General features: G+C 73.4%; 17 protein-coding genes. 8 read left to right on the top strand and 9 right to left on the bottom strand.

Annotation, left to right across the window (positions count from 1 at the left end; genetic code table 11):
- Positions 1 to 67: 67 nt before the first annotated feature.
- Positions 68 to 1477, bottom strand: a complete 1410-nt coding sequence (locus AB0K43_RS16905) for a glycoside hydrolase family 16 protein (protein WP_363640333.1) — start codon at positions 1475 to 1477, stop codon at positions 68 to 70.
- A gap of 230 nt (positions 1478 to 1707) precedes the next feature.
- On the bottom strand, positions 1708 to 2451 hold the full coding sequence (locus AB0K43_RS16900; RefSeq protein ID WP_363640331.1) for an SDR family oxidoreductase: 744 nt from the start codon (positions 2449 to 2451) through the stop codon (positions 1708 to 1710).
- A 541-nt stretch (positions 2452 to 2992) separates the two neighbouring features.
- Between AB0K43_RS16900 and AB0K43_RS16895 the strand changes: the two genes are divergently transcribed.
- Both AB0K43_RS16895 and AB0K43_RS16890 read left to right on the top strand, forming a co-directional pair.
- The gene (locus tag AB0K43_RS16895; protein WP_363640329.1) at positions 2993 to 4012 is read left to right on the top strand and encodes an alpha/beta hydrolase-fold protein; all 1020 of its coding nucleotides are present in this window, start codon (positions 2993 to 2995) and stop codon (positions 4010 to 4012) included.
- Between the two features lie 230 nt (positions 4013 to 4242).
- Positions 4243 to 4983 (top strand): hemerythrin domain-containing protein, encoded by a 741-nt coding sequence (locus AB0K43_RS16890; RefSeq protein ID WP_363640327.1) that lies wholly within the window; start codon positions 4243 to 4245, stop codon positions 4981 to 4983.
- 200 nt (positions 4984 to 5183) lie between these two features.
- Here the strand turns inward: AB0K43_RS16890 and AB0K43_RS16885 are convergent, their stop codons facing one another.
- Entirely contained in the window at positions 5184 to 6617 is a 1434-nt protein-coding gene (locus tag AB0K43_RS16885; protein ID WP_363640325.1) for an FAD-dependent monooxygenase, read from the bottom strand.
- A 112-nt stretch (positions 6618 to 6729) separates the two neighbouring features.
- Between AB0K43_RS16885 and AB0K43_RS16880 the strand changes: the two genes are divergently transcribed.
- Positions 6730 to 7395 carry a TetR/AcrR family transcriptional regulator C-terminal domain-containing protein gene (locus tag AB0K43_RS16880; RefSeq protein ID WP_363640323.1) on the top strand — a complete coding sequence of 222 codons (666 nt, stop codon included), beginning with the start codon at positions 6730 to 6732 and terminating at the stop codon, positions 7393 to 7395.
- Between the two features lie 280 nt (positions 7396 to 7675).
- On the opposite strand, the gene AB0K43_RS16875 is transcribed toward AB0K43_RS16880, so the two are convergent.
- On the bottom strand, positions 7676 to 8224 hold the full coding sequence (locus AB0K43_RS16875; RefSeq protein ID WP_363640321.1) for a DUF1697 domain-containing protein: 549 nt from the start codon (positions 8222 to 8224) through the stop codon (positions 7676 to 7678).
- 78 nt (positions 8225 to 8302) lie between these two features.
- Here AB0K43_RS16875 and AB0K43_RS16870 point away from each other — a divergent pair, with 78 nt between their 5' ends.
- Positions 8303 to 8773 carry a pyridoxamine 5'-phosphate oxidase family protein gene (locus tag AB0K43_RS16870; protein ID WP_363640319.1) on the top strand — a complete coding sequence of 157 codons (471 nt, stop codon included), beginning with the start codon at positions 8303 to 8305 and terminating at the stop codon, positions 8771 to 8773.
- 24 nt (positions 8774 to 8797) lie between these two features.
- Here the strand turns inward: AB0K43_RS16870 and AB0K43_RS16865 are convergent, their stop codons facing one another.
- Complete coding sequence (locus AB0K43_RS16865; protein ID WP_363640317.1) at positions 8798 to 9157, bottom strand: ArsC/Spx/MgsR family protein; 360 nt, start codon at positions 9155 to 9157, stop codon at positions 8798 to 8800.
- A gap of 142 nt (positions 9158 to 9299) precedes the next feature.
- On the opposite strand from AB0K43_RS16865, the gene AB0K43_RS16860 reads away from it, so the two are divergent.
- The 3 genes from AB0K43_RS16860 (at position 9300) to AB0K43_RS16850 (ending at position 12094) form a co-directional block, all read left to right on the top strand.
- Positions 9300 to 10562 (top strand): cytochrome P450, encoded by a 1263-nt coding sequence (locus tag AB0K43_RS16860; RefSeq protein WP_363640315.1) that lies wholly within the window; start codon positions 9300 to 9302, stop codon positions 10560 to 10562.
- Positions 10563 to 10699: 137 nt separating this feature from the next.
- Entirely contained in the window at positions 10700 to 11866 is a 1167-nt protein-coding gene (locus tag AB0K43_RS16855) for a PP2C family protein-serine/threonine phosphatase (protein ID WP_363640313.1), read from the top strand.
- Between the two features lie 30 nt (positions 11867 to 11896).
- Positions 11897 to 12094 (top strand): DUF6011 domain-containing protein, encoded by a 198-nt coding sequence (locus tag AB0K43_RS16850; RefSeq protein ID WP_363640311.1) that lies wholly within the window; start codon positions 11897 to 11899, stop codon positions 12092 to 12094.
- Between the two features lie 302 nt (positions 12095 to 12396).
- Here AB0K43_RS16850 and AB0K43_RS16845 read toward each other — a convergent pair whose 3' ends face one another.
- Both AB0K43_RS16845 and AB0K43_RS16840 read right to left on the bottom strand, forming a co-directional pair.
- Complete coding sequence (locus AB0K43_RS16845) at positions 12397 to 13110, bottom strand: alpha/beta hydrolase (RefSeq protein ID WP_363640309.1); 714 nt, start codon at positions 13108 to 13110, stop codon at positions 12397 to 12399.
- Between the two features lie 179 nt (positions 13111 to 13289).
- Positions 13290 to 13976, bottom strand: coding sequence for an alpha/beta hydrolase (locus tag AB0K43_RS16840; RefSeq protein WP_363640307.1), 687 nt, complete (start codon positions 13974 to 13976; stop codon positions 13290 to 13292).
- A gap of 275 nt (positions 13977 to 14251) precedes the next feature.
- Here AB0K43_RS16840 and AB0K43_RS16835 point away from each other — a divergent pair, with 275 nt between their 5' ends.
- Entirely contained in the window at positions 14252 to 17107 is a 2856-nt protein-coding gene (locus tag AB0K43_RS16835; RefSeq protein ID WP_363640305.1) for an AAA family ATPase, read from the top strand.
- Between the two features lie 6 nt (positions 17108 to 17113).
- Here the strand turns inward: AB0K43_RS16835 and AB0K43_RS16830 are convergent, their stop codons facing one another.
- Together AB0K43_RS16830 and glnA are read right to left on the bottom strand one after the other, a co-directional pair.
- A complete protein-coding gene (locus tag AB0K43_RS16830; protein WP_363640303.1) occupies positions 17114 to 19405 on the bottom strand; it encodes a helix-turn-helix domain-containing protein in 2292 nt (763 codons plus the stop codon).
- A gap of 274 nt (positions 19406 to 19679) precedes the next feature.
- Positions 19680 to 21092: a type I glutamate--ammonia ligase gene (glnA, locus tag AB0K43_RS16825; RefSeq protein WP_363640301.1), complete on the bottom strand. Its 1413-nt coding sequence runs from the start codon at positions 21090 to 21092 to the stop codon at positions 19680 to 19682.
- Between the last annotated feature and the right edge of the window lie 59 nt (positions 21093 to 21151).

Genomic DNA, 21151 nt, shown 5'->3' with positions numbered 1-21151 from the left:
GCCGGCCGGGCCCGTCGCCCGTCGCCCGCGTGGTGGCGGGCGACGGGTCGGTGCGGTCGGTGCGGCCTCAGTGGCCGAAGTCGAACCAGTTGAGGTTGACGTAGTCGGCGCTCTGTCCGCTGGTGAAGGTCAGGTAGACGTCGTGGGTGCCGGTGACGCCGCTGATGTTGGCGGGGACGGTGCGCCAGCTCTGCCAGCCGCCGGTGTCGGCGATGGCGAAGGAGCCGACGGGAGCGCTGCTGCTGCTGTCGAGACGGACCTCGACCAGCCCGCTGACCCCGCCCGCCGCACCGCTCGCCACCCGGGCGAGGAACTGCCGGGCAGCCGAGGAACCGAAGTTGACGCCCCGGTAGAGGGCCCAGTCGCCGTTGGCCAGTGCCCCGAGGTCCTGGCCGCCCTCGGTGCAGGCCTCGGTGACGGTGCCGCCCTGGTCGTTGTAGGACTCGGCCTGGATCGGCGCGTAGGCGTCCCGGCCGCCACCCGGCGGGGTGGTCGGGCTGCCGGTCGGCGTCGGCGTCGGCGTCGGCGTGGGTGTGGGGTTGCCGGCGCCGGACTGCCAGACGCCGACGTAGTCGACCACCATCGGCACGCCGGAGACCGTACCGTCGTCCGGGCCGCCGCCGAAGGCCGCCGGGAACGCGCCGCCCATCGCGAGGTTGAGGATCACGAAGAACCCGTGCCCGGTGGCGGCCGCCCAGGTGCCGGCGTCCATCTGGTCGGCCCTGACGCTGTGGAACTGCACCCCGTCCAGGTACCAGCGCAACTGCTCGGGGCTGGTGCTGCGGTCCCACTCCACGGTGTAGGTGTGGAAGCCGCCCTGGCAGGTCGCCGGGGAGCAGGCGCGCTGGCCGCCGATGCCGGTCGTCTCGTTGCAGACCCCGCCCGGGCTGGTGCCGCAGTGCAGGGTGGCCCACTCGTTGTTGAGGCCCTGGACGTTCTCCATGATGTCGATCTCGCCGATGCTCGGCCAGTTCCAGTAGTTGCCCCGGTAGGGCGCGCCGAGCATCCAGAACGCGGGCCAGTAGCCCTTGGCCGCCGCCCCGGTGACGTTCGGCATCTGGAGCCGGGCCTCGACCCGGAGTCTGCCGCCGGCCGGGGGCTGGAAGTCGGTGCGGTTGGTCTCGATCCGGCCGGAGGTCCACTGCCCGGCGGCGTTGCGGACCGGGGTGATGCGCAGGTTCCCGGTGCCGTCGAGCGCCACGTTGGCGGTGCTGGAGGTCATCGTCTCGACCTCGCCGGTGCCGAAGCCGGCCGGCCCGCCGGGGTACGAAGTGCCGTTGGTGTAATGCCAGTTGGCGGTGTTGACGCCGGTGCCGGCCGGCCCGTTGAAGTCGTCCGCGAAGACCTGGGTCCAGCCGCCGGGCGCCGGCACGGCGGCCTGCGCGGGGTCGAACCGCCCGGCCAGGGAGCCGGTCAGCAGCCCGGCCAGGCCGAGGGCGGCGAGCAGGAGGCGCAGGCGTGGTGGTCGATGCCGCATGGGGTGCCTCTCGTTGGGTGGGGGTCCTGAGAGCGCTCTCTATTTTGGTATCGAAGCCGGCGACAACTGTCAACAGATGAAGGCGAATTGGCCTCGGATCCGGGCTTTCCCTTGAAGAGTTGGACGAGATGGTTGACATGCCATCAGGAGGCGGACACTCTCCGATCGAGAGCGCTCTCACCGCAGCGCCACACCGTGGGTCCGGGCCGGAGGTCGGCTGCCCGCAGGTCTCAGCCGCGCCCGATGTACGGCATCGCGGTCGCCAGCACGGTGGCGAACTGGATGTTGGCCTCCAGCGGCAGCTCGGCCATCTGCCGCACGGTCCGGGCGACGTCGGCCACGTCCATGGTGGGCTCGGCCGCGATCCGGCCGTCGGCCTGGCGGACGCCGACGCTCATCGCCTCGGTCATGTCGGTCGCCGCGTTGCCGATGTCGATCTGGCCGCAGGCGATCCGGTAGGGGCGGCCGTCCAGCGAGAGCGACCTGGTGAGGCCGGTGACGGCGTGCTTGGTGGCCGTGTACGCGATGCTGTGCGGGCGCGGCACGTGGGCGGAGATCGAGCCGTTGTTGATGATCCGCCCGCCCTGCGGCCGCTGCCCTTTCATCTGGCGGAAGGCACCCTGGGCACAGAGGAAGGCGCCGGTCAGGTTGAGCTCGACGACCGCCCGCCATTCGGCGTACGCCAGGTCCTCGACCGGGGTGGGGGCGCCGAAGGTGCCGGCGTTGTTGAAGAGCAGGTCGAGCCGGCCGAAGCGTTCGGCGGTCTCCGCGAAGAGCGCGTCCACGGCGGCGGGGTCGGTGACGTCGGTCGGGACGACGGCCGCCGATCCGGCGCCGAGCCGGGCGGTCTCGCGCAGCGGTTCGCCGCGACGGCCCGCCAGCACCAGCTGCCAGCCGGCCGCGGCGAGCTCCAGGGCGACGGCGCGCCCCACCCCGCTGCCGGCTCCGGTGACCACGGCGACCTGCTGCGACACGTGCTGCTCCTCGGTGCTGGGTGCTCGGTGCTGCGATGCCCGGCACTGCCCGACCCGGCGGTGCTCGGCCCTGCCCCGATGATCCCGCGGCGCCGCCCGGCGCGTCACTGGTACGAGCGTCCAACGCGGGTCGGGGCGGGCGCCGGCCGGCCTGGTGGGACGTCCGGGGCGGACCACTCTCACCGGCCGCGGGGCCACGTGAGAGTGGTCACGCCCGGCGCCGCCATCCGTCGGGCACCGGGGGGCCACCGGCCGGGCCCGGCCGGGGCCCTCGGGCGGGACGGCCGATCACCCGCCCGGCCCGCCCCTGTCCTCCGGCGGGGTGAGACCCCCGCCGGACGGCGGGTTCCCTCACTGTGGCGCAACCGGTCACGGGGCGGCTCCGTCATAGGATCACGGATGCCGCGGTCTCCCTCCGGAGGCCGTCGCGCCAGTTCCGGGGCGGCTGACGAGTTGAGGTCCGCCGCCCGTTTCCAGGCCCCGCCGGGGCCGCCGCCCGGATCCACCGACCGGGCGAGACATCGCTCGGAGAGTCCCCACCGTGCAGCCGCAGCCGTTCGTCACCCGCACCCGCGCCGTCCTCTCCGCCGTCGCCGCCCTCGGGCTGGCCGCCGCGCTGGCGGCGTGCGGCAGTACCGATACCGGCAAGCCGGTCGGCGACGGCGCGAAGACGGCCGGCGGCACCGCCCCGGCCGCCCCGCCGAGCCCCACCAAGCCCTCGAAGGTGCTCAAGCCGACCGGACCGGCCGCCGAGTTCAAGACGGTCGCGCAGACCGGCGTCGGCCCGATCCAGGTGACCACGCTGACCGGGGCGAAGTCCGGGGTCACCGGCAAGGTCTGGGTCTGGCTGCCGCCGGAGTACCACGACCCCAAGTACGCGAACACCGGCTTTCCGGTGCTCACCCTCTACGCGGGCGGCCAGAGCGCGGGCTACAACACCTGGACCGACAACCAGCTGCCGATCCAGGCGGCCGACGTGGAGCTGACCAAGGCGGGCAAGGCCCACCCGTTCATCATGGTCATGCCGGTGCAGAACCTGAACTCCAGCGAGGCCACGGCCATGGAGTGCGCGGACATCCCCGGCCAGCCCAAGATCGGCACCTGGATGGCCGAGGACATCCCCGACTTCGTCCGGGCGAACTTCCGCACCGTCAAGGGCCGGGACGGCTGGGCCGTGATGGGTGCCTCCACCGGCGCGTTCTGCAGCGCCAAGCTCGCCCTCCAGCACCCGGACGTGTTCAAGGCCGCGGTCCCGATCGACGGGTACTTCAACCCGGACTCCCCGCTGTGGAAGGGCCACGAGCAGGAGCGGCTGGCCAACAGCCCCGACCAGCTGGCCGCCGCCGGCACCGCCGACGTCCGGATCCTGGCCACCGCCGGCGAGGCCAACGCGGGCGAGGTCAAGGTGGTGAAGGCCTGGGTGGCCAAGGTGAAGGCCCCGGCCACCGTGGAGTACTACGAGCAGCCCGGTGGCAAGCACCTCACCTCCGACTTCAAGAAGATGATCCCCAACACCCTGGAGTGGCTCTCCAAGAACGTGGCCGGGCCCGAGGGCGACTGACCCGTGGCGGGTTTGCGAAGCCGCCCCCGAGCGGGGGCGGCTTCGCGCGATACTGGTCCGGTGGGCCCCGCGGCAGGCCGGCGAAAATCGCCGGCGACCCCTCTGACCTGCGCGTCAATCAGACATTCATTCGACCCTGATGGCATATCACCACCCTGGAGACCCGGGCCGGGACACCGCAGATGCGGAGTCCGGAGCGGCCAGCCTCAGCCAGTCGTGAAGAGAGCGCCATGCCCAGCCACCTGCTGCCCGTCAGGACCCCGCACGTCCCCGCCCAGTCGGACGGGGAGAGCGCCCGGGCCACCGCCGAACCGCCCACCGCCGAGCCGATCCCGTTCGCCGGCCTCCAGCTGGTGCACGCCGCCCTGCGCCGCGACCTCGCCCGGCTCCCCAACGCCCTCCGGCTGCTCCAGCCCGGGGACGCGGTGGCCGGTGACGCGCTCCAGCGGCACTGGGACTTCATGATCGCCATGATCACCTGCCACCACGAGCAGCAGGACACCCGGCTCTGGCCGCTGCTGCGCCGGTTCGTCCCCGAGCTACGGCTGCTGCTGAACTGGCTGGAGGCCGACCACCACAACCTCGACCACTCCTTCACCCGGGTGACCACCCTGGTCCGGATCGCCACCCGGGATCCGGCCAGCAGCTGGCCGGTCGCCTACGCGGTCGAGGAGCTGGCCGCCCGGCTGGAGACCCACCTGCGGATCGAGGAGCGCCAGCTGCTGCCGCGGATGGCCGGCGTCTTCCCGGCCGGCTCCCGGATCGGCACCCTGCCCGAGCTGCTCGACCTGATCCGGCTGGCCGACGGCCCGGCCTCCTCGGACGCCCTGGTCTGGCTGCTGGACGGCGTGGCCGAGGAGCAGATCGACCGGCTGCTCGCCGACTGCGACCACGAGACCGCCCGCCACTGGCCGCACTGGCGCGACACCTACGCCCGCTGCACCGACCAGCTCTGGGGCCCGCGCAGCTAGCGGGCGGCGGCGCCCATGAGGTCCTCCCGGTCCCGGGCCCGGGGATACCGGGGTACCTCCCGGGGGAGCCTGGGGCACCGGGATACCTCCCGGGCGGAGCCTGGGGAGCCGCGCGATACAGGAGGCACCGCGCCGTCCTTTCCACTGCGCAGCCCCGGTCCCGCCGCAGGTCAACCGGCGTGCGTCAGGCCCCCCGAGGTTCAGTCGTCGAGGCCGACCAGGGCGTAGTACCCGGGCAGGTCCGCCGGGTCCTCGGTGACCAGGCCGAGGTAGCCGTCCGGGCGGATCAGGTACAGCCCGCTGCCGTAGCCGTCGAACCGCACCGTGCGGACGGCCGCCGGCGCCGCGGGCGGTTCGACGCCGGCCGCCAGCAGGGTGAAGTGCGGGCCGCGCAACAGGTCGAACAGCCGCCCGCCGCCGGGCAGCGCCGCGTCCGGTGCCCGGTCGCCGGCCCGCAGACCGTCCTCGGGCGGCGCGGTGCGGGTGTCCGCGCTCAGCGGGCCGCCCCGGTAGTCGATGCCGAGCTGCGCGGTCGGCTCGCCGCGCCGGGCGGGGGCCGCCGAGCGGTCCTGCGCACCGGCCCGGTGCAGCGAGGTGCTGATGTTCAGGACCTCGGCCGCGACCGGCAGCCGCTCCGCCTGGTAGCTGTCCAGCAGTTCGGCGGGAGCGCCGTGCGCCAGCACCTGGCCGAGCTTCCAGCCCAGGTTGTAGGCGTCCTGGATGCTGGTGTTCAACCCCTGGCCGCCGGCGGGGGAGTGGATGTGCGCCGCGTCCCCGGCCAGGAAGACCCGGCCGCTGCGGAACCGGTCGGCCAGCGCGGCGCGCGCCCGGAACACGGAGGACCAGCGGACTTCGGTGACCGCCCCGGCGGGCAGCCCGGTGCGCTCGGCCACGGTGCGGCGCACGCCCGCGGCCGAGGCGTCGGGCTCGCCGTCCTCGAACTGGGCGAACAGCTGGAAGTCCGCCGTGCCCGGCAGCGGGCAGAGCATCGCCGGCCCGCCCGGGGCCTGCGGCCACAGGTGCCAGCTCTCCCGGTCCAGGCCGGTCAGCCGGAGGTCCGCGACCAGGGCCGGGCGCTGGTCGACCGGGCCGCCGACCATCGGGACGCCCACCGCCCGCCGTACCGTGCTGCGCCCACCGTCGGCGGCGACCAGGTAGTCCGCGGTGACCGTGCGGGTGGCGCCGTCGGGGCCGGTGAGCTGCGCCGTGACCCGCTCGGCGTCCTGCGCGAAGCCGGTCAGGGCGGTGCCGAGGACGGCCTCGCCACCGAGCTCCACCAGCCTGGCGTGCAGGATCTCCTGGGTGCGCCACTGCGGCAGCATCCAGATCTCGGGGTACGGCACGGCCGGGTCGCCGACCGGCCCGCGCTCCATCAGGTCCCACCGCTGCCCGCGCTCACCGCCCTCCCAGCTCTGCACCAGCGGGTACGGCCCGCCCGCGGCCAGGACGGCGTCGATCACGCCGAGGTCGTCGAAGACCTCCTGCGTACGGGGCTGGATCCCCTTGCCGCGCGACCCCGGGAACAGGCCGGCGGCCTGCTCGACCAGCAGGGCGGGCACCCCGCGCCGGGCGAGGTCCAGGGCCAGGGTGAGGCCGGTCGGGCCGGCTCCGACGATCAGGACGGGAGTGTGCATCCCAGATCTCCTTAACGTTGTTAAGTTGCTGCCGTTCCGAGCCTGGACTTAACGGTGTTAAATTGTCAAGGGGTCACCGCGGGGAAGCCCGGCAGCGAGAGGAAGCACAGGCGTGGCAGCGAAACTGGACCGGGCGCAGGTGGTCGACGCGGCGCTGCGACTGCTCGACGAGGTCGGCCTGGAAGGCCTGACCCTGCGCCGGATCGCCGCCGAGCTCGACGTCAAGGCCCCGGCCCTGTACTGGCACTTCGCCGCCAAGCAGGAGCTGTTGGACGAGCTCGCCACCGAGATGATCCGCCGGATGGTCGCCGCCGCCGAGCTGCCGGCCGAGGACGCCCCCTGGCCGGAGCACCTCACCGCCGCTTGCCGGGTCCTGCGCCGCGCCCTGCTCGGCCACCGCGACGGCGCCCGGGTGTTCAGTGGCACCCGGCTCACCGACACCGGCCACGCGGCCGTGCTGGAAAGGCAGTTGGAGCCCTTCGTCCGCGACGGCTTCACCCTCCCCGAGGCCGTGGATGCCTACTTCACCGCGTACAGCTTCACCGTCGGCTTCGTGATCGAGGAGCAGGCCGTCCACCCGCTGCCCGGGGAGCGGGCCCCCGGGTACGACGCCGCCGAGCGCGCCGAGCGGATCGGCCCCGACCACCCGCTGGCCGCGGCCGCCGGGGCGGACATCTTCGACGGGTACGAGCGGCGCTTCGAGCGCGGCCTGGCCATCGTCACGGCCGGCGTCGCGGCGCTCGCGCGGCAACGCCCCGAACCGGGCGCCCGGGCGTGAGCGGACAGGGGGTGAACTCCTCCGCCCCGGCACCAGGTCGGCGGAACCGTACTTCCCGGAGCGCACCCTGGCCCGCTGGCTGCGGACGCACGGACTGCCGGACACCGTCCGGGCCTTCTCCTCGGTCGGCGTCCGACCGCTGCGCGCCGCCTACCGGGCGCTCACCCGCCAGATCGGCACCGCCGTCGAGGAGTTCCGCGACCAGCTGCCCGCGCAGCGCCCGCCCCGGGTGTTCCCGCACTGACGGTGCCGGCGCGCGCCGCCCGGAAGCTCTCCGGGATCAGGGCTTCCCGGCCGCCGCGACGATCTTGGCGGTGGTGTGGAAGAAGCGGGAAGTGCCCTGACCGGCATAGGACTTGGGGAGGGCGGTGGCCGGATTCGACCCGAGCCGCCCGCCCCGCAGGTGCATCACCACGAAGGCCGCGCCCGGGGTGGCGCCGAGGATCTCCCAATCGCCCTTGGCCGAGCGCACCGGGAACTCCAGCCCCTCGGGCAGCGGTTCGGACAGGAACACCACGCAGAGCCGGACCTCCGGCGTCACCTCCACCGCCGCGAACGGCTCCGCCGCGACCAGTTCCTCGACCTCCTCGACCGTGCGGACCATGGTCGGCACCGGGTAGCCGAGCGCGGCCTCCAGCTGCCGCTCGATCCGCCCGGTCAGCGCGGCCAGGTCGGACTCCTCGGTGTCGAAGAAGACGTTCCCGCTCTGGATGTAGCTGCGGACCCGCTCCAACCCGAGCTCGGCGAAGAGCTCGCGCAGCCGCTCCATCTTCACGGTCCGCCCGCCGACGTTGATCGCGCGCAGGAATGCGATGTAGGTCTGTGCCATCCGGCCAGTCTCGCAGCGCCCACCGACAGCGGCGCGGACCTCGACCGGATTGTCGGTGGCCGCTGCCAGACTGGCCCCATGGTTACCTGGCAGGATTTCGAGCAGCAGGCCCCGGATCTCGCGCCTGCCGTGCGCGCCCGCTTCGAGGCCCACAAGCACCATGTGCTGGCCACCCTGCGCAAGGGCGGCTCCCCCCGGGTCAGCGGCACCGAGGTGCAGTTCATCGGCGCGGAGCTGACCGTCGGGTCGATGTTCGGCGCCGTCAAGGCCGTGGACCTGAAGCGGGACGGGCGCTACGCGCTGCACAGCCACCCGGGCGACGAGACGATGGTGGACGGCGACGCCAAGATCTCCGGCGTCGCCGTCGAGCTCACCGACGAGCTGGAGCTCGCCGCGTACGAGAGCGAGCTCCCGCAGCCGCAGCCGGGCCCGTACCACGCGTTCCGGCTGGGCCTGACCGAGGTGGTGCTGACCACGGTGGACGGGGATCGGCTGGTGATCCGCTCCTGGCGCCCGGGGGAGGAGGTGCGGACGACGATCCGCACCTGACCGGCCGGGCGGCAGCGGGCCGGGTCAGCCCGGCAGCACCGCGCGCACCGCCTCCGGCGTGCGCGCCACCACCGCGTGGCCGTCGTCCGCGGTGATGATCGGGCGCTGGATCAGGATCGGGTGCTCCGCCAGCGCGGCGATCCAGCGGGCCCGCTCGCCGGCCTCGCGCGGCCACTGCTTCATCCCCAGGTCCTTGGCGGCCTGCTCGTCCAGCCGGGTGATGTCCCACGGCTCCAGCAGCAGCCGCCCCAGCACCTGCTCCAGCTCGGCCGCGGTCGGCGGGTCCTCCAGGTAGCGGCGGACGGTGTACGAGGCACCGGCGGCGTCCAGCTCGGTGAGGGCACTGCGGCACTTGCCGCAGCGCGGATTGATCCAGATCTCCATCCCGCCACCCTACTCAGCGCCCGCCCACCCGCCGACCGACCCGCGACGGCCACACCGACCCGCGACGGCCACCACGGGAACGCCGGAGCTCCCGCGGTCCGTTCCCCCTCGGTCAAAGCAGGCACCACCGAGGGGGCGGACCATGGACGGCACGGCGGTCATCGAGCAACTGCTGACACCCGAGGGCCGGGCGGACCCGTACCCGCTGTACGAGCTGGCGCGGGAGCTGGGCCCGGTGGCCCCGTGCGGCGAGGGGCTGGTCCTGGTCACGGGGTACCAGGAGGCCGACCGCGCCCTGCGCGACCCGGCCTTCGCGGTGCAGAGCGCGGCGCGGCAGCCCGGGGTGGTCCAGCCGCTCTTCCCCAGCCCGGCCCGGGAGCTGTTCGCCCGCTCCCTGCTGGAGACCGACGCGCCCGACCACACCCGGGTGCGCGCGCTGATCGCCTCGGTGTTCACCGCCCGCCGGGTGGCCGCCCTCGCACCCGCCGTGGCCGCCGCCGTCGCCCGGCTGCTCGAGCAGCTGGCCGGGTCCGGAACCGACGGCTCCCCGGTCGACTTCATGGACGGCTTCGCCTTCCGGCTGCCGGTCGGGGTGGTCTGCGAACTGCTCGGCGTGCCCGAGCAGGACCACTACCGCTTCCGCGGGCTGGCCTCGGACCTGACGGCCGCGCTCGAACTGGAGGCGGAGCCGGCCGAGCTGGACGCGGCCGACGCGGCGGCCGAGGAACTCGGCGACTACTTCCTCGAACTCGCCGCCCGCCGCGTCGCGGATCCGAGGGACGACCTGGTCGGCGCACTGGTCCAGGTCGCCGCCGCGGACGGCGCCCGGCTCGGCGGCGATGAGCTGATCGCCAACCTGGTGGTGCTGCTGGTGGCCGGCTTCGAGACCACCACCAACCTGCTGGGCAACGGCCTGCGGCTGCTCTTCGACCACCCGGAGCTGATCACCCGGCTGCGCGGCGGTGGCCTCGCCCCGGGCGCCTTCACCGAGGAGGTGCTCCGGTTCGATCCGCCGGTGCAGCTCACCACCCGGATCGCCCGGGGCGACGGCCTGGCGCTGGGCGGCGTCCCCGTCCCGCCCGGCACCGGGGTGCTGCTCCTGCTCGGCGCGGCCAACCGTGACCCGGCCCGGTATCCGCAGCCGGACCGCTTCGACCCGGACCGCTTCGACCCCGACCGCTTCGACCCTGCCGGCTCCGACCGCCGCGGCCCCGCGGGCCGCCCGCTCAGCTTCGGCGCCGGGGCGCACTTCTGCCTCGGTGCCCGGCTGGCCCGGCTGGAGGCCGACCTCGCGCTGCCCGCGCTGCTCACCCGCTTCCCCGCACTCGCCCCGGCCGCCGCACCGCTGCGGCGCGAGCGCCTGGTGCTGCGCGGCTACCGTTCGCTGCCCGTCAGCACGGTCTGAATCGGGCCTTTGGTCCCTCCCGGCCGGGACTTTCGGTCGCCCGATCGGGCCGGGCCGCTGGGCGACCATGGGAGGAGCCGTGCGCTGCCCGGCCGGGATCCGCCGGCCGGGCGGCGCACCGCCCGAGGAGGTCCGCCTTGTCCGCCCCCACCCAGCCCGTCCGCCCGGCGCCCGTCGCGGCCCGTCCGGCCGAGCCACGCGCCGCCGGGGCCACCGAGGCCACCGCCGTCGCGCGCTGGCAGCAGGCGCTGGCGGAGGCGACCCGGGCACCGCGCTGGGTGCGCCGGCTGCCGGTGCTGCTGGTCGTGGTCGACCTGGCACTGGAGTACGCGCTGCCCGAGTCGGTGGCGGCCGGCTTCCTGTGCACGGTGCTGCCGGTGGTGGTCGCCTTCAGTCTGGGGCCCGGCCTGGTCGGCGCCGCCACGGTCTTCACCATCGCGCTGCAGGGGGTGCTGGCCGGGCGCGCCGGGCACCTCTTCGAGCAGCACCACGTCTGGGTGTACGTCACCACCGTGCTCGCGGGGCTGCTCGGCGCCGCGCTCTCCTGGCAGCGCCGCAAGCAGGCCCGCGACCTGGTCCGGGTCCGCACCATCGCCGACACGCTCCAGCACGCGGTGCTGCGCCCCGTCCCGGCCGAGCCCGGCGGGCTCCGGGCCGCCGGCCTCTACCGGCCGGCCCAGGCCGACGTGGCGGTCGGCGGCGACCTGTACGAGGTCTGCGAGACCCGGTACGGCACCCGGGTGCTGCTCGGCGATGTCCGGGGCAAGGGGCTGGACGCGGTCCGCACCGTGGCCGACGTGATCGGCGCCTTCCGGATCGCCGCCCACGAGACGGCCGACCTCGCGGACCTCGCCCGGCAGCTGGACCGCCAGGTGCTCAGGGAGGCCGCCGACTGCGGCGACGAGGAGCTGTTCGTCACCGCCGTGCTGCTCCAGCACTGCCCGCGCACCGGCCGGGTCGAGCTGGTCAACCGCGGCCATCTGGAGCCCCTGCTGCTGAGCCCCGGCTCCGCCCGTCCGCTGGACTGCCCGGACCAGCTGCCGCTCGGCCTCGGCGACCTCGCGGCGGGCGGCGAGGGGCCCACCGCGGTCGAGCTGCCGGCGGGCTGCACCCTGCTGCTGTACACCGACGGCGTCACCGAGGCGCGCGACCGGGCCGGCGCGTTCTACCCGCTGGTCCAGCGCCTGGCCCGGCTCGGCACCACCGACCCGCGGGCCGTGGTGGCCTTCCTCGACCAGGACGTCCGCAGCCACTCCACCGGCCTGGCCGACGACCTCGCGGTGCTCGCCCTCACCCCGGCCTGACACCGGGACGCGGCACGGCAGACTGTGGGGGTGCCAGAGCCCGCCCTGATCCCGCCGGTCCCCACCCGCCTGCCCGCCGAGGTGCGCTGCCTGCGCTGCGGCCGTCCGCTGCACGACCCCGAGTCCAGGATGCTCCGGCTCGGCCGCGAGTGCCGCCGCCCGGACCCGACCACCCGCGTCCTGCCCGGCGAACAGGACCCCCTCCCGGGCCTCCCCCCGCCCGCCTGAGCCGATCGGTCCCCGTGCGGCAGCAGCCCGGAGGTCTCCGACCCGAAGCCGAACGGCGCCGGGATCGGCGAAGGAGGATCACGGTCGACCGGCGCGCGTGATCCCCCGATCCCGGTACCCCGTGGGCCCGTTGTGCGGCGCTCGACGCGCGAAGGCCTCCGCCCCGGGGGCGGAGGCCTTCGTCAGCACCGGCCGGGCCGGCCTACAGGTCCGCAGTAGTGCTCGCACACCGTCCTGACCCGAGTGGCCTCCCACGGCCCCGGAGGGGGAGTGCTCCCGGCCGGGGCGCTCGCCCCTCGATGTCAGCCGACCGCCCTGGCGGCGTCGTCGATGAGGTCGGCGACGACCCTGGGGTGGCTGAGCATCACGACGTGGGAGGAGGTCGGCACTTCGACCACCTTGCGGGCATTGGCGCGGGTGTACATCCAGCGCTCGCACGCCGGCGGGATCGCCTTGTCCCGGCCGGCGACCAGGCCCCAGGTCGGGATCGTCCTCCAGGCCGCGGCCGTCGTCGGGAAGGTGAAGGAGTCGGCGTCGAACGGCCGCTGCGTGGCCTGGAGGATCTGGAATTCGGCGGTGGAGAGGTCGGCGGCGAAGGCCGCCTGGCCGTTCCTGCCCAGGTACAGATCGGTCCCGGTGGTGCCGTCGGCCTTGGTGTACGGCACCGGCACGCTCACCGGCGCGACCTCGCTGCCGGGGAACTTGGTGATGAGCTCGCCCTGCGTCTCGCCCACGTCGGGCACGAACGCGGCGACGTACACCAGGGCCTTGACGTTCGCCTTCCCGGCGGCGGCGTTGGTGATGACCGTCCCGCCCATGGAGTGGGCGACCAGCACGACCGGTCCGGCGATGCTGTCCAGCAGGCTGGCGATGTAGGGGGCGTCGGTCGGGATGCCGCGCAGCGGATTGGACCCGCAGACCGTGGTGTAGCCCTTGTGCTGCAGCTCGCCGATGGTGGCGTTCCAGCAGGAGGAGTCGGCGTAGCCGCCGTGCACCAGGACGATGGTGGGCTTCACTCTCGGCTTCCTCTCACCGGTACCGCTCGGGGCCGCGGCGGAGGCTGTCCCTCCCCCACTCGCCGCCAGCGCGGCCGACCCGGCCAGCGCCGCTCCTGCGGCCAGCATCGTGCGGCGGGAAAACTCCGTCTTCATGGGACTCCTCGGACGTTGGGATCGGGGAGACCGCCGGGCTGAGGTCAGCCGCGCGCGGCCTGCTTGATCAGGTCGGCGGTGGCGGCGTTCTGGGAGAGGTACACCGAGTGGCTGCCGGGTGCCTCGACGGTGGTGGCACCGATCCGCTCGGCCATCGCGCGCTGGGCCGGCGGCGGGATCATGCGGTCGTCGGCGGCGACGAGGTACCAGGACGGCTTGAAGCGCCAGGCCGGCTGGGACACCGCGCCGTTGAGGGCGTCCAAGCCCCAGGGGACCTGGGAGTCGGCCATGAACTGGGCCTGTGCCCTCGGCAGGTCGCCGGCGAAGGATTCGGCGAACTTGTCCCGGTCCAGGAACAGGAAGCCGTCGACCGGCGGCAGGATCGGTGGCACCGGGGCACCCGGCGGCGGGTCGGCGATCAGAGTGGCGACCGACTCGCCCTTGTCGGGGGCGAACGCGGCGATGTAGACGAGCGCCTTGACCTTCTCGTGGGTGCCGGCCTCGGTGATGACCGCGCCACCGTAGGAGTGGCCGACCAGCGTGACCGGTCCGGGCATGTCCTCGATCACCTGGTGGGTGGTGGCTACGTCGCCTTCCAACGACAAGGTGGGGTTCTGGACGACGGCCACGTTGTAGCCGTCGGCCTTCAGCGCGTCGTGGACGCCTTGCCACCCGGAGCCGTCCACGAAGCCTCCGTGGACGAGTACGACACTGCCGCGTGCCTGGTCCATCATTCCTCCAGTCATCTCCGGGGCGGGATGCCCGGCGCTGCCAGTGACGGTAGGAGCGCCGACGGCGGACCCGCTCCCGTCATCTGACGTAGTGGCGCTGAACGAGCTACCCGAAGCGTGACCGACCTCCTCGCAGCACGGAGCGGCCAAGGCGGCCCAGCAACCCTGCTGACGGCCTGACAGAACACTTTTGCACGTCGTTTTGCCTGGCTCGCGGATCTGCCCGGTGACTTCAATGAAGGCATCTCGAACGCCTGCGATGGAGGCACGGCACCATGCTCGACGTATCGGCCCCGGACAGGACATCGGACACCCCGCACGGGTCGCTGGTCGGCCGGTCGACGGATCTGGCGCGGTTCGACGACTTCATCGCCGGTATCCCGGACGCGGGTGGATCCGTGGTGCTGCTGGGCGAGCCCGGCGTGGGCAAGACGGCACTGCTGGACACCGCGGCCGCCGAGGCGACCGTCCGCGGGCTGCGGGTGCTACGGGCCACAGGCGTCCAGTACCGCGCCCAGGCCGGCTACTCGGCCCTGGCGCAGCTGCTGACGACCACGCCCGAGCTGCGCGACGCCGCAGCCGAGGCGCCCGTCCTGGCCACGGCCCTGGGCATCGGGCCGGGGATCGTCCACGGCCCCGACGCGGTCGCCGAGGCCATGGTCCTGCTGCTCAAGAGCCTCTCCGGCGGCCGGCCCAGTCTGCTGGTGCTCGATGACGTGCAGTGGCTGGACCGCTCCAGCACCGCGGTCCTGGAACGTGTCGCCCGCCGGCTCGCCGGCACCGGCGCGGGGTTGGCGTGCGCCGCAAGACCGGAGGAAGAGAGCGTCTTCGACCGCAGCGGCCTGCCCGTCCACGAGTTGAGCCCGCTGAGCCCGGCCGACTCCGAGGCACTCCTCACCCGCCGGTTCCCGGCGCTGGCCGCACGGGTCCGCCGCCGACTGATCGCCGACGCCGAGGGCAATCCGCTGGCGCTGCTGGAACTCCCCGCGGCCCTGACCGACCCGCAGCGCACCGCGGCCGCGCCGCTGCCGCGGCGCATCCCCCTGACCCAGAGGCTGCAGGCGGCCTTCGCCGCTCGGATCAAGGCGCTGCCGGCCCCGACCCGGCACCTGCTGCTGGTCGCGGCGCTGGAAGGCAGCGGCAACATGCAGGTGGTGCGGCGGGCCGTGGCCGGCCGGTGCAGCCTGAAGCACCTGGCGCCGGCCGAGCGCGTGCACCTGGTCCGCGTCGATGACGCCACCGGCCGGCTGGGCTTCCGGCACTCGCTCATCCGCTCGGCCGTGGTCGACCTGGCGGCCAGTGATCAGCGACGCGGCGTGCACCGCGCGCTGGCCGCGGCGTGGACCGGAGTACCCGAGCAGCGGGCCTGGCACTTGGCGCAGGCCTCGATCGAACCCGATGCGGAGATCGCGGCCCTGCTGGAGGAGGCCGCCGAGGTGAGCGCTCACCGCGGCGACGGGCCGAACGCGGTGGGGGCCTTGGTTCGCGCCGCCGAACTGAGCCCGACCGGGGCGGAACGGGCCCGCCTGCTGGCCAGCGCGGCCTACGTCGGCGCCAACCTCACCGGCAGCCTGCGCGAGGTCCCCCGCCTGCTGGAGGACGCCCGCAGCGCCGACCCCGACGCCGACTCCCTGCCCGCGGCGATGGCCGCCTCGGTGTTCCTGCTCAACAGCCACGGTGACGTCGACACGGCCTTTCGGCTGCTCACCGGGGCCATCACCCGGCAGCGGCGGTCGGCCCGGAACCCGGACGCGGCTCTACCGGAGGCGCTTGCCGTGTTGCTCATGGTCTGCGTGTACGGAGGGCGCCCCGAGCTGTGGGCGGTCTTCGACGCGCTGGCGGCCGAACTCGACACGGTGCCGGACACCCTGCACTTCATGCGGACCGTCTTCGGGGACCCGGTGCGGGCCCGGGTGTCGGACTGGGAACGGCTCGACGCCGCGGCCGGGGCGCTGACCGGGGAACGGGACCCGGCCAGGATCTTGAGGGTGGGGACCGCCTGCGCCTACGGCGACCGCCTGGGCCTGGTCGACGAGCCGCTGCGACGCATGGCGGCCGGGGGCATCGGGGGAGAGAACATCCTCCCGGCGATCCAGGCCCTGTCCCTGCTGGGCAGCCAGGCCTGGTTCTCCGGGCAGTGGCCGGAGGCGCGGCGCCTGTCCCGGGAGGCGCTCGACCTGTGCGAGGAGTTCGACTGTCCGCTGCGGTCGTGGACGGCGAAGTTCACCCTCGGCTGCGTGTCCGCGGCCTGCGGCGACTTCGACACCGCCCGCGTCCTCGCCGACCAGATGGACCAGTGGGCCGGCTCCCGGCGGGCCGAGGCCGTACGCCGGTACGCCGCACAGATCAGGGCCACGATCGCGCTGGCGCAGGGCGAATTCGAGCAGGCGCACCGGCACGTGTGCGTCATCTCCGAGCCGGGCACGCCGGCCCCCTTCGTCGGGCAGGCGCTGTGGGTCTTCCTGGACGCCGCCGAGACCGCGGTGCGCACCGGGCGACGCGACCAGGCGCTGAACCACGTGGCCGCCGCACGGGCTGCGGGGCTGGACCTGGTTTCGCCGCGGCTGAAGATGGTCATGCTCGCCGCAGCCGGCCTCGCGGCCTCGGACGACGGCGAGGCCGTGTCGCGGTATCAGGAAGCGCTGGCGGTCCAAGGCGCCGAGCGCTGGCCGTTCGAACAGGCCCGGATCCGCCTCTCCTACGGCGAACGCCTGCGCCGTACCAGGGCCCCCGCCCAGGCCCGGAACCAGCTCACCGCCGCGATCGAGGCCTTCGACTGGCTCGGTGCCGCACCCTGGGCCGAGCGGGCCGGCACGGAACTGCGCGCCTGCGGCGCCCCGGCCCACGGCGTCGCCGACCGTGTCCCTCTGACTCCGCAACAGTGGGAGATCGCCAGCCTCGCCGCCCGGGGACTGACCAACAAGCAGATCGGCGCCAAGCTCTACCTCTCGCCCCGCACCGTCTCCACCCACCTCTACCAAGTCTTTCCCAAACTCGGCATCACCAGCCGAGCCGCCCTCCGCGACGCACTGGAGCGGGTGGAAAGCCCGCTGTGCCAGAACCTTCCCGCGGACCGGCCGAAGACGCGGGTACCTCCGATCAACTGCTCGACGACGCACGGGCGCAGGTGAGGTTGCTCAGCCTCCGTCGGTGCCGCTCCACACCTTCAGGAGCGTTTCCGCCGCCGTGATCTCCTCGGTGGCGTCCACCTCCATGAACCGTTCCCGCGCCAGCTCCAAAGTCGACGTGGCTTCAACGAGCCGGCCCCGCTGGTGCTGGAGCTGGGCCAGCTTCACCTCGACGCGGCCCTGGTGGAGTGTCATGCCGGTGCGGGCGGCGTTGTCGGCGGCGACCCGGTAGGCCGATTCGGCCAGTTCGTGCTCCCCGACCGCCTGGTGCGCCGTGGCCAGGTGGAAGTGGCCCGAGGTCAGCAGAACGTCGGCGATGGTCTGCCAGGCCTCGCCCACCGGCGGGCGGCGGGCGATCTCCAGCCCCGCCTGCAGCTTCTCGATCGCCGCAGCAGGCTCGCCGAGGCCCAGCAGCGTGATGGCGACCGACATCAGGACGCTGGTGTGGCCCGTCCAGTCGCCGACCTCGGCGAAGAGCTGCTCCGATTGCTGGGAGTAGGGCAGCGATGCCGCAGGATCGGTGGTCATCATCGCCCTCGCCGCGAAATGCAGGGCCCAGGCCCGCTGACGTACCGCGCCGGCCTGCTCGGCGATCCGCGCCGCCTCCAGAGCGGACGCCACCGCCTGCTCGGTCTCGCCCTTCTGGGCCGTCGCCCAGGACAGGTTGTACAGCTGCGTCGCATGCGCGACCGGGTCGCCGACTCGCTGCGCCGCCGCCGCGGACAGCGTGAAGAGCTCGTGCCAGTGGGCCCACAGCATCCAGTGGTTGGAGAACCAGTGCACCGCGTCCGCGGTCTCGACGACGACGCGATCCCAGCCCCGAGCGGCGGCGACGCGTACCGCGCCGAACCAGTTGTCCGACTCGGCCCGCAACCAGGCGGCGGCCGCCTCGGAGCTGGACAGGTCGACCGGGTGCCGCCAGTCCGGCGGCTCGGCGCCGTGATCCGGGTCGAACCACAGGCCGGCGGCTATCGTGACCTGCAGCAGCCACTCGACCGTTGTCCGCATCAGGGTCGTGCGCCCGGCCGGGTCCTCCTCGGCTGCGAGGCGTTCGGCGGCGAACAGCCGGATCAGGTCGTGGAAGCTGTAGCGGCCGTCGTCGGACTGGGACAGAAGCCCCAGCTCGTGCAACTCCTCCAACACCTCCTCGGTGTCCAGCACGTCCGCGGTCCGCGGCGACGGTGACCCGCCGACCACCGTGGCCAACGCCACGTCAAAGTCCGCTCCCGGTACCAACGACAGCCGTCGGCACAGGCGCCTGGCCGACGGGCTCAGCTGGTCGTACGACATCCGGAACGCCGCCGTGATGCGCAGGTCGCCGGCGCGGATCTGCTCCAGCCGTCGTCCGGAGTCGGCCAGCCGGTGCGCCAGCTCCCGCGCGGTCCACGCCGGGCGGGTGGCCAGCCGGTTGCCGACGATGCGCAGCGCCAGCGGCAGCCCGCCGCACACCGCGACCAGCTCGCCGAGCCCCTCGCCGCGCGGGCCCTCGACGTCACCGATGATCGACCCCAGCAACCGCGATCCCTCCGCGTCCTGCAGGGTCGGCACGGACATGCGGTGGACGCCCTCCAAGCCGGTCAGCAGCCTGCGACTGGTCACCAGCACAAGTCCCGTCCCCGCGCCGGGCAGCAACGGACGCACCTGCTCCTCGTCACGGGCGTTGTCCAGGATCAGGACGGCAGGATGCTGCTCGAACAGCGTGCGGAACTGGCCGGACCGGCCGTCGATGTCATCGTGGACGTCCCGGTCTGCGACTCCCAGCGCCTTGAGCAGGCGGAACAGCGCCGCGTGCGGGTCCAACGGCTCGGAATCCAGCCCGCGCAGGTTGACGTAGAAGACTTCGAGGCCGCGCGAGTCGGCGATCAGCCGCGCGGCCCGCACCGCGAGCGTGGTCTTGCCGATGCCACCCGGGCCGGACAGTACCGCGACCGGTGCCCCGGAGCCCGCCGCCGACACCGTCGCGAGGTGCGCGAGTTCGGCCTCCCGCCCTGCGAAATCCGGGACCGCTCGGGGAGGAACACACCAGCCGGCCGGCGCCGTCAGCGGTCGCGGACGTCCGGCCTCCGCGAGCTGCTCCAGGCGGACCCGGTCCGCCTGACCCAGCCCGAGCCCGCCGGCCAGGGCGGTCACCGTCCTGCGCTGCGGCCCCAGGCTACGCCCCCGCTCCAGCCCGCCGATCGTTCTGACGCTGACCCCGGAGGATTCCGCCAGTGCCTCCAGCGTCAGTTGAGATCGCTGCCGCAGTCGCCGAAGCTCCGCAGCGAAGGTGTCCCCGGAGTGCTCCGCGCGCCTGTCAGCCATTGCCATCCCGGGCGGCTCCCCCCAGTGCGTGACCAGTGGCCCGACTGTAGCCGAGGTGGCTGAACAGCGAAGGTCGAACAGCGGATCGGGGCGGAGAAGCGAGCGGGCCCTGCCGTTCCCGTCCGGAACGCCCGACCGACGGCGTCGCAGGTGCCCGGGGCGCGCTCCGGACCGTCCGCGCCAGCCTCCGGTGGCCGTTTCCGCAGGTCAGGAGGGTTCCTGACCTGCGGAAACAAGAAGAGATCGAACTGCGTTTCCGCAGATCAGAGGGGTCCTACAGGTCGTAGTACAGCTCGAACTCGTGCGGGTGCGGCCGCAGGGCGATCGGGGCGATCTCGTTGGTGCGCTTGAAGTCGATCCAGGTCTCGATCAGGTCCGGGGTGAAGACGCCGCCCGCGAGCAGGTACTCGTGGTCGGCCTCCAGGGCCTCCAGGACGGCGCCCAGCGAGGCGGGGACCTGGGGGACGGCCGCGTGCTCGTCGGGGGCGAGCTCGTAGAGGTCCTTGTCGACCGGCTCGAGCGGTTCGATCTTGTTCTTGATGCCGTCCAGGCCGGCCATCAGCATGGCGGCGAAGGCCAGGTACGGGTTGGACGCCGGGTCGGGCGCGCGGAACTCGATCCGCTTCGCCTTGGCGTTGGAGCCGGTGATCGGGATCCGGATCGCGGCCGAGCGGTTGCGCTGCGAGTAGACCAGGTTGACCGGTGCCTCGAAGCCCGGGACCAGCCGGTGGTAGGAGTTCACCGACGGGTTGGTGAAGGCGAGCAGCGAGGGCGCGTGCTTGAGCAGGCCGCCGATGTAGTACCGGGCGGTGTCGGAGAGGCCCGCGTAGCCCTGCTCGTCGTAGAAGAGCGGGGAGCCCTCGGTCCACAGCGACTGGTGCACGTGCATGCCCGAGCCGTTGTCCCCGAAGATCGGCTTCGGCATGAAGGTGGCGGTCTTGCCGTTCCGCCAGGCGACGTTCTTGATGATGTACTTGAACAGCATCAGGTCGTCGGCGGCGTGCAGCAGGGTGTTGAACTTGTAGTTGATCTCCGCCTGGCCGGCCGTGCCGACCTCGTGGTGCTGGCGCTCCACCTCCAGGCCCGCCTTGGCCAGTTCCAGCGACATCTCGGCGCGCAGGTCGGCGAAGTGGTCGACCGGCGGGATCGGGAAGTACCCGCCCTTGTACTTCACCTTGTAGCCGCGCGCGTCGCCCTCGGCGGAGCCGCTGTTCCAGGCGCCGGCCTCGGAGTCGATGTGGTAGTACGAGGCGTTGGCGCTGGTCTCGAAGCGCACCGAGTCGAACACGTAGAACTCGGCCTCCGGGCCGAAGTACGCGGTGTCGGCGATGCCGGAGGAGGCCAGGAACGCCTCGGCCTTCTTGGCCACGTTGCGCGGGTCGCGGCTGTAGGCCTCGCCCGTGATCGGGTCCTGGATGAAGAAGTTGATGTTGAGGTGCTTCTCGGTCCGGAACGGGTCCAGCCGGGCGGTCGCCAGGTCCGGTACGAGCGCCATGTCGGACTCGTGGATGGCCTGGAAGCCGCGGATCGACGAGCCGTCGAACATCAGGGTCTCGGACGGGTCGAACGTCGCCGCCGGTACCGAGAAGTGCTGCATGACGCCCGGCAGGTCGCAGAACCGGACATCGACGAACTTGATGTCGTTGTCGGCGATGTACTGCTTCACCTCGTCGGCGTTGGTGAACATCCATCCTCCTCAGCGTGCGGTCTGGTGGCTCACCCTAGGGCGGCTCACGTTAGAGCTGG

The organism is Kitasatospora sp. NPDC049258 (genome assembly GCF_040678895.1).
Lineage (GTDB): Bacteria > Actinomycetota > Actinomycetes > Streptomycetales > Streptomycetaceae > Kitasatospora.
This window is presented reverse-complemented; position numbering and strand designations above follow the sequence as displayed.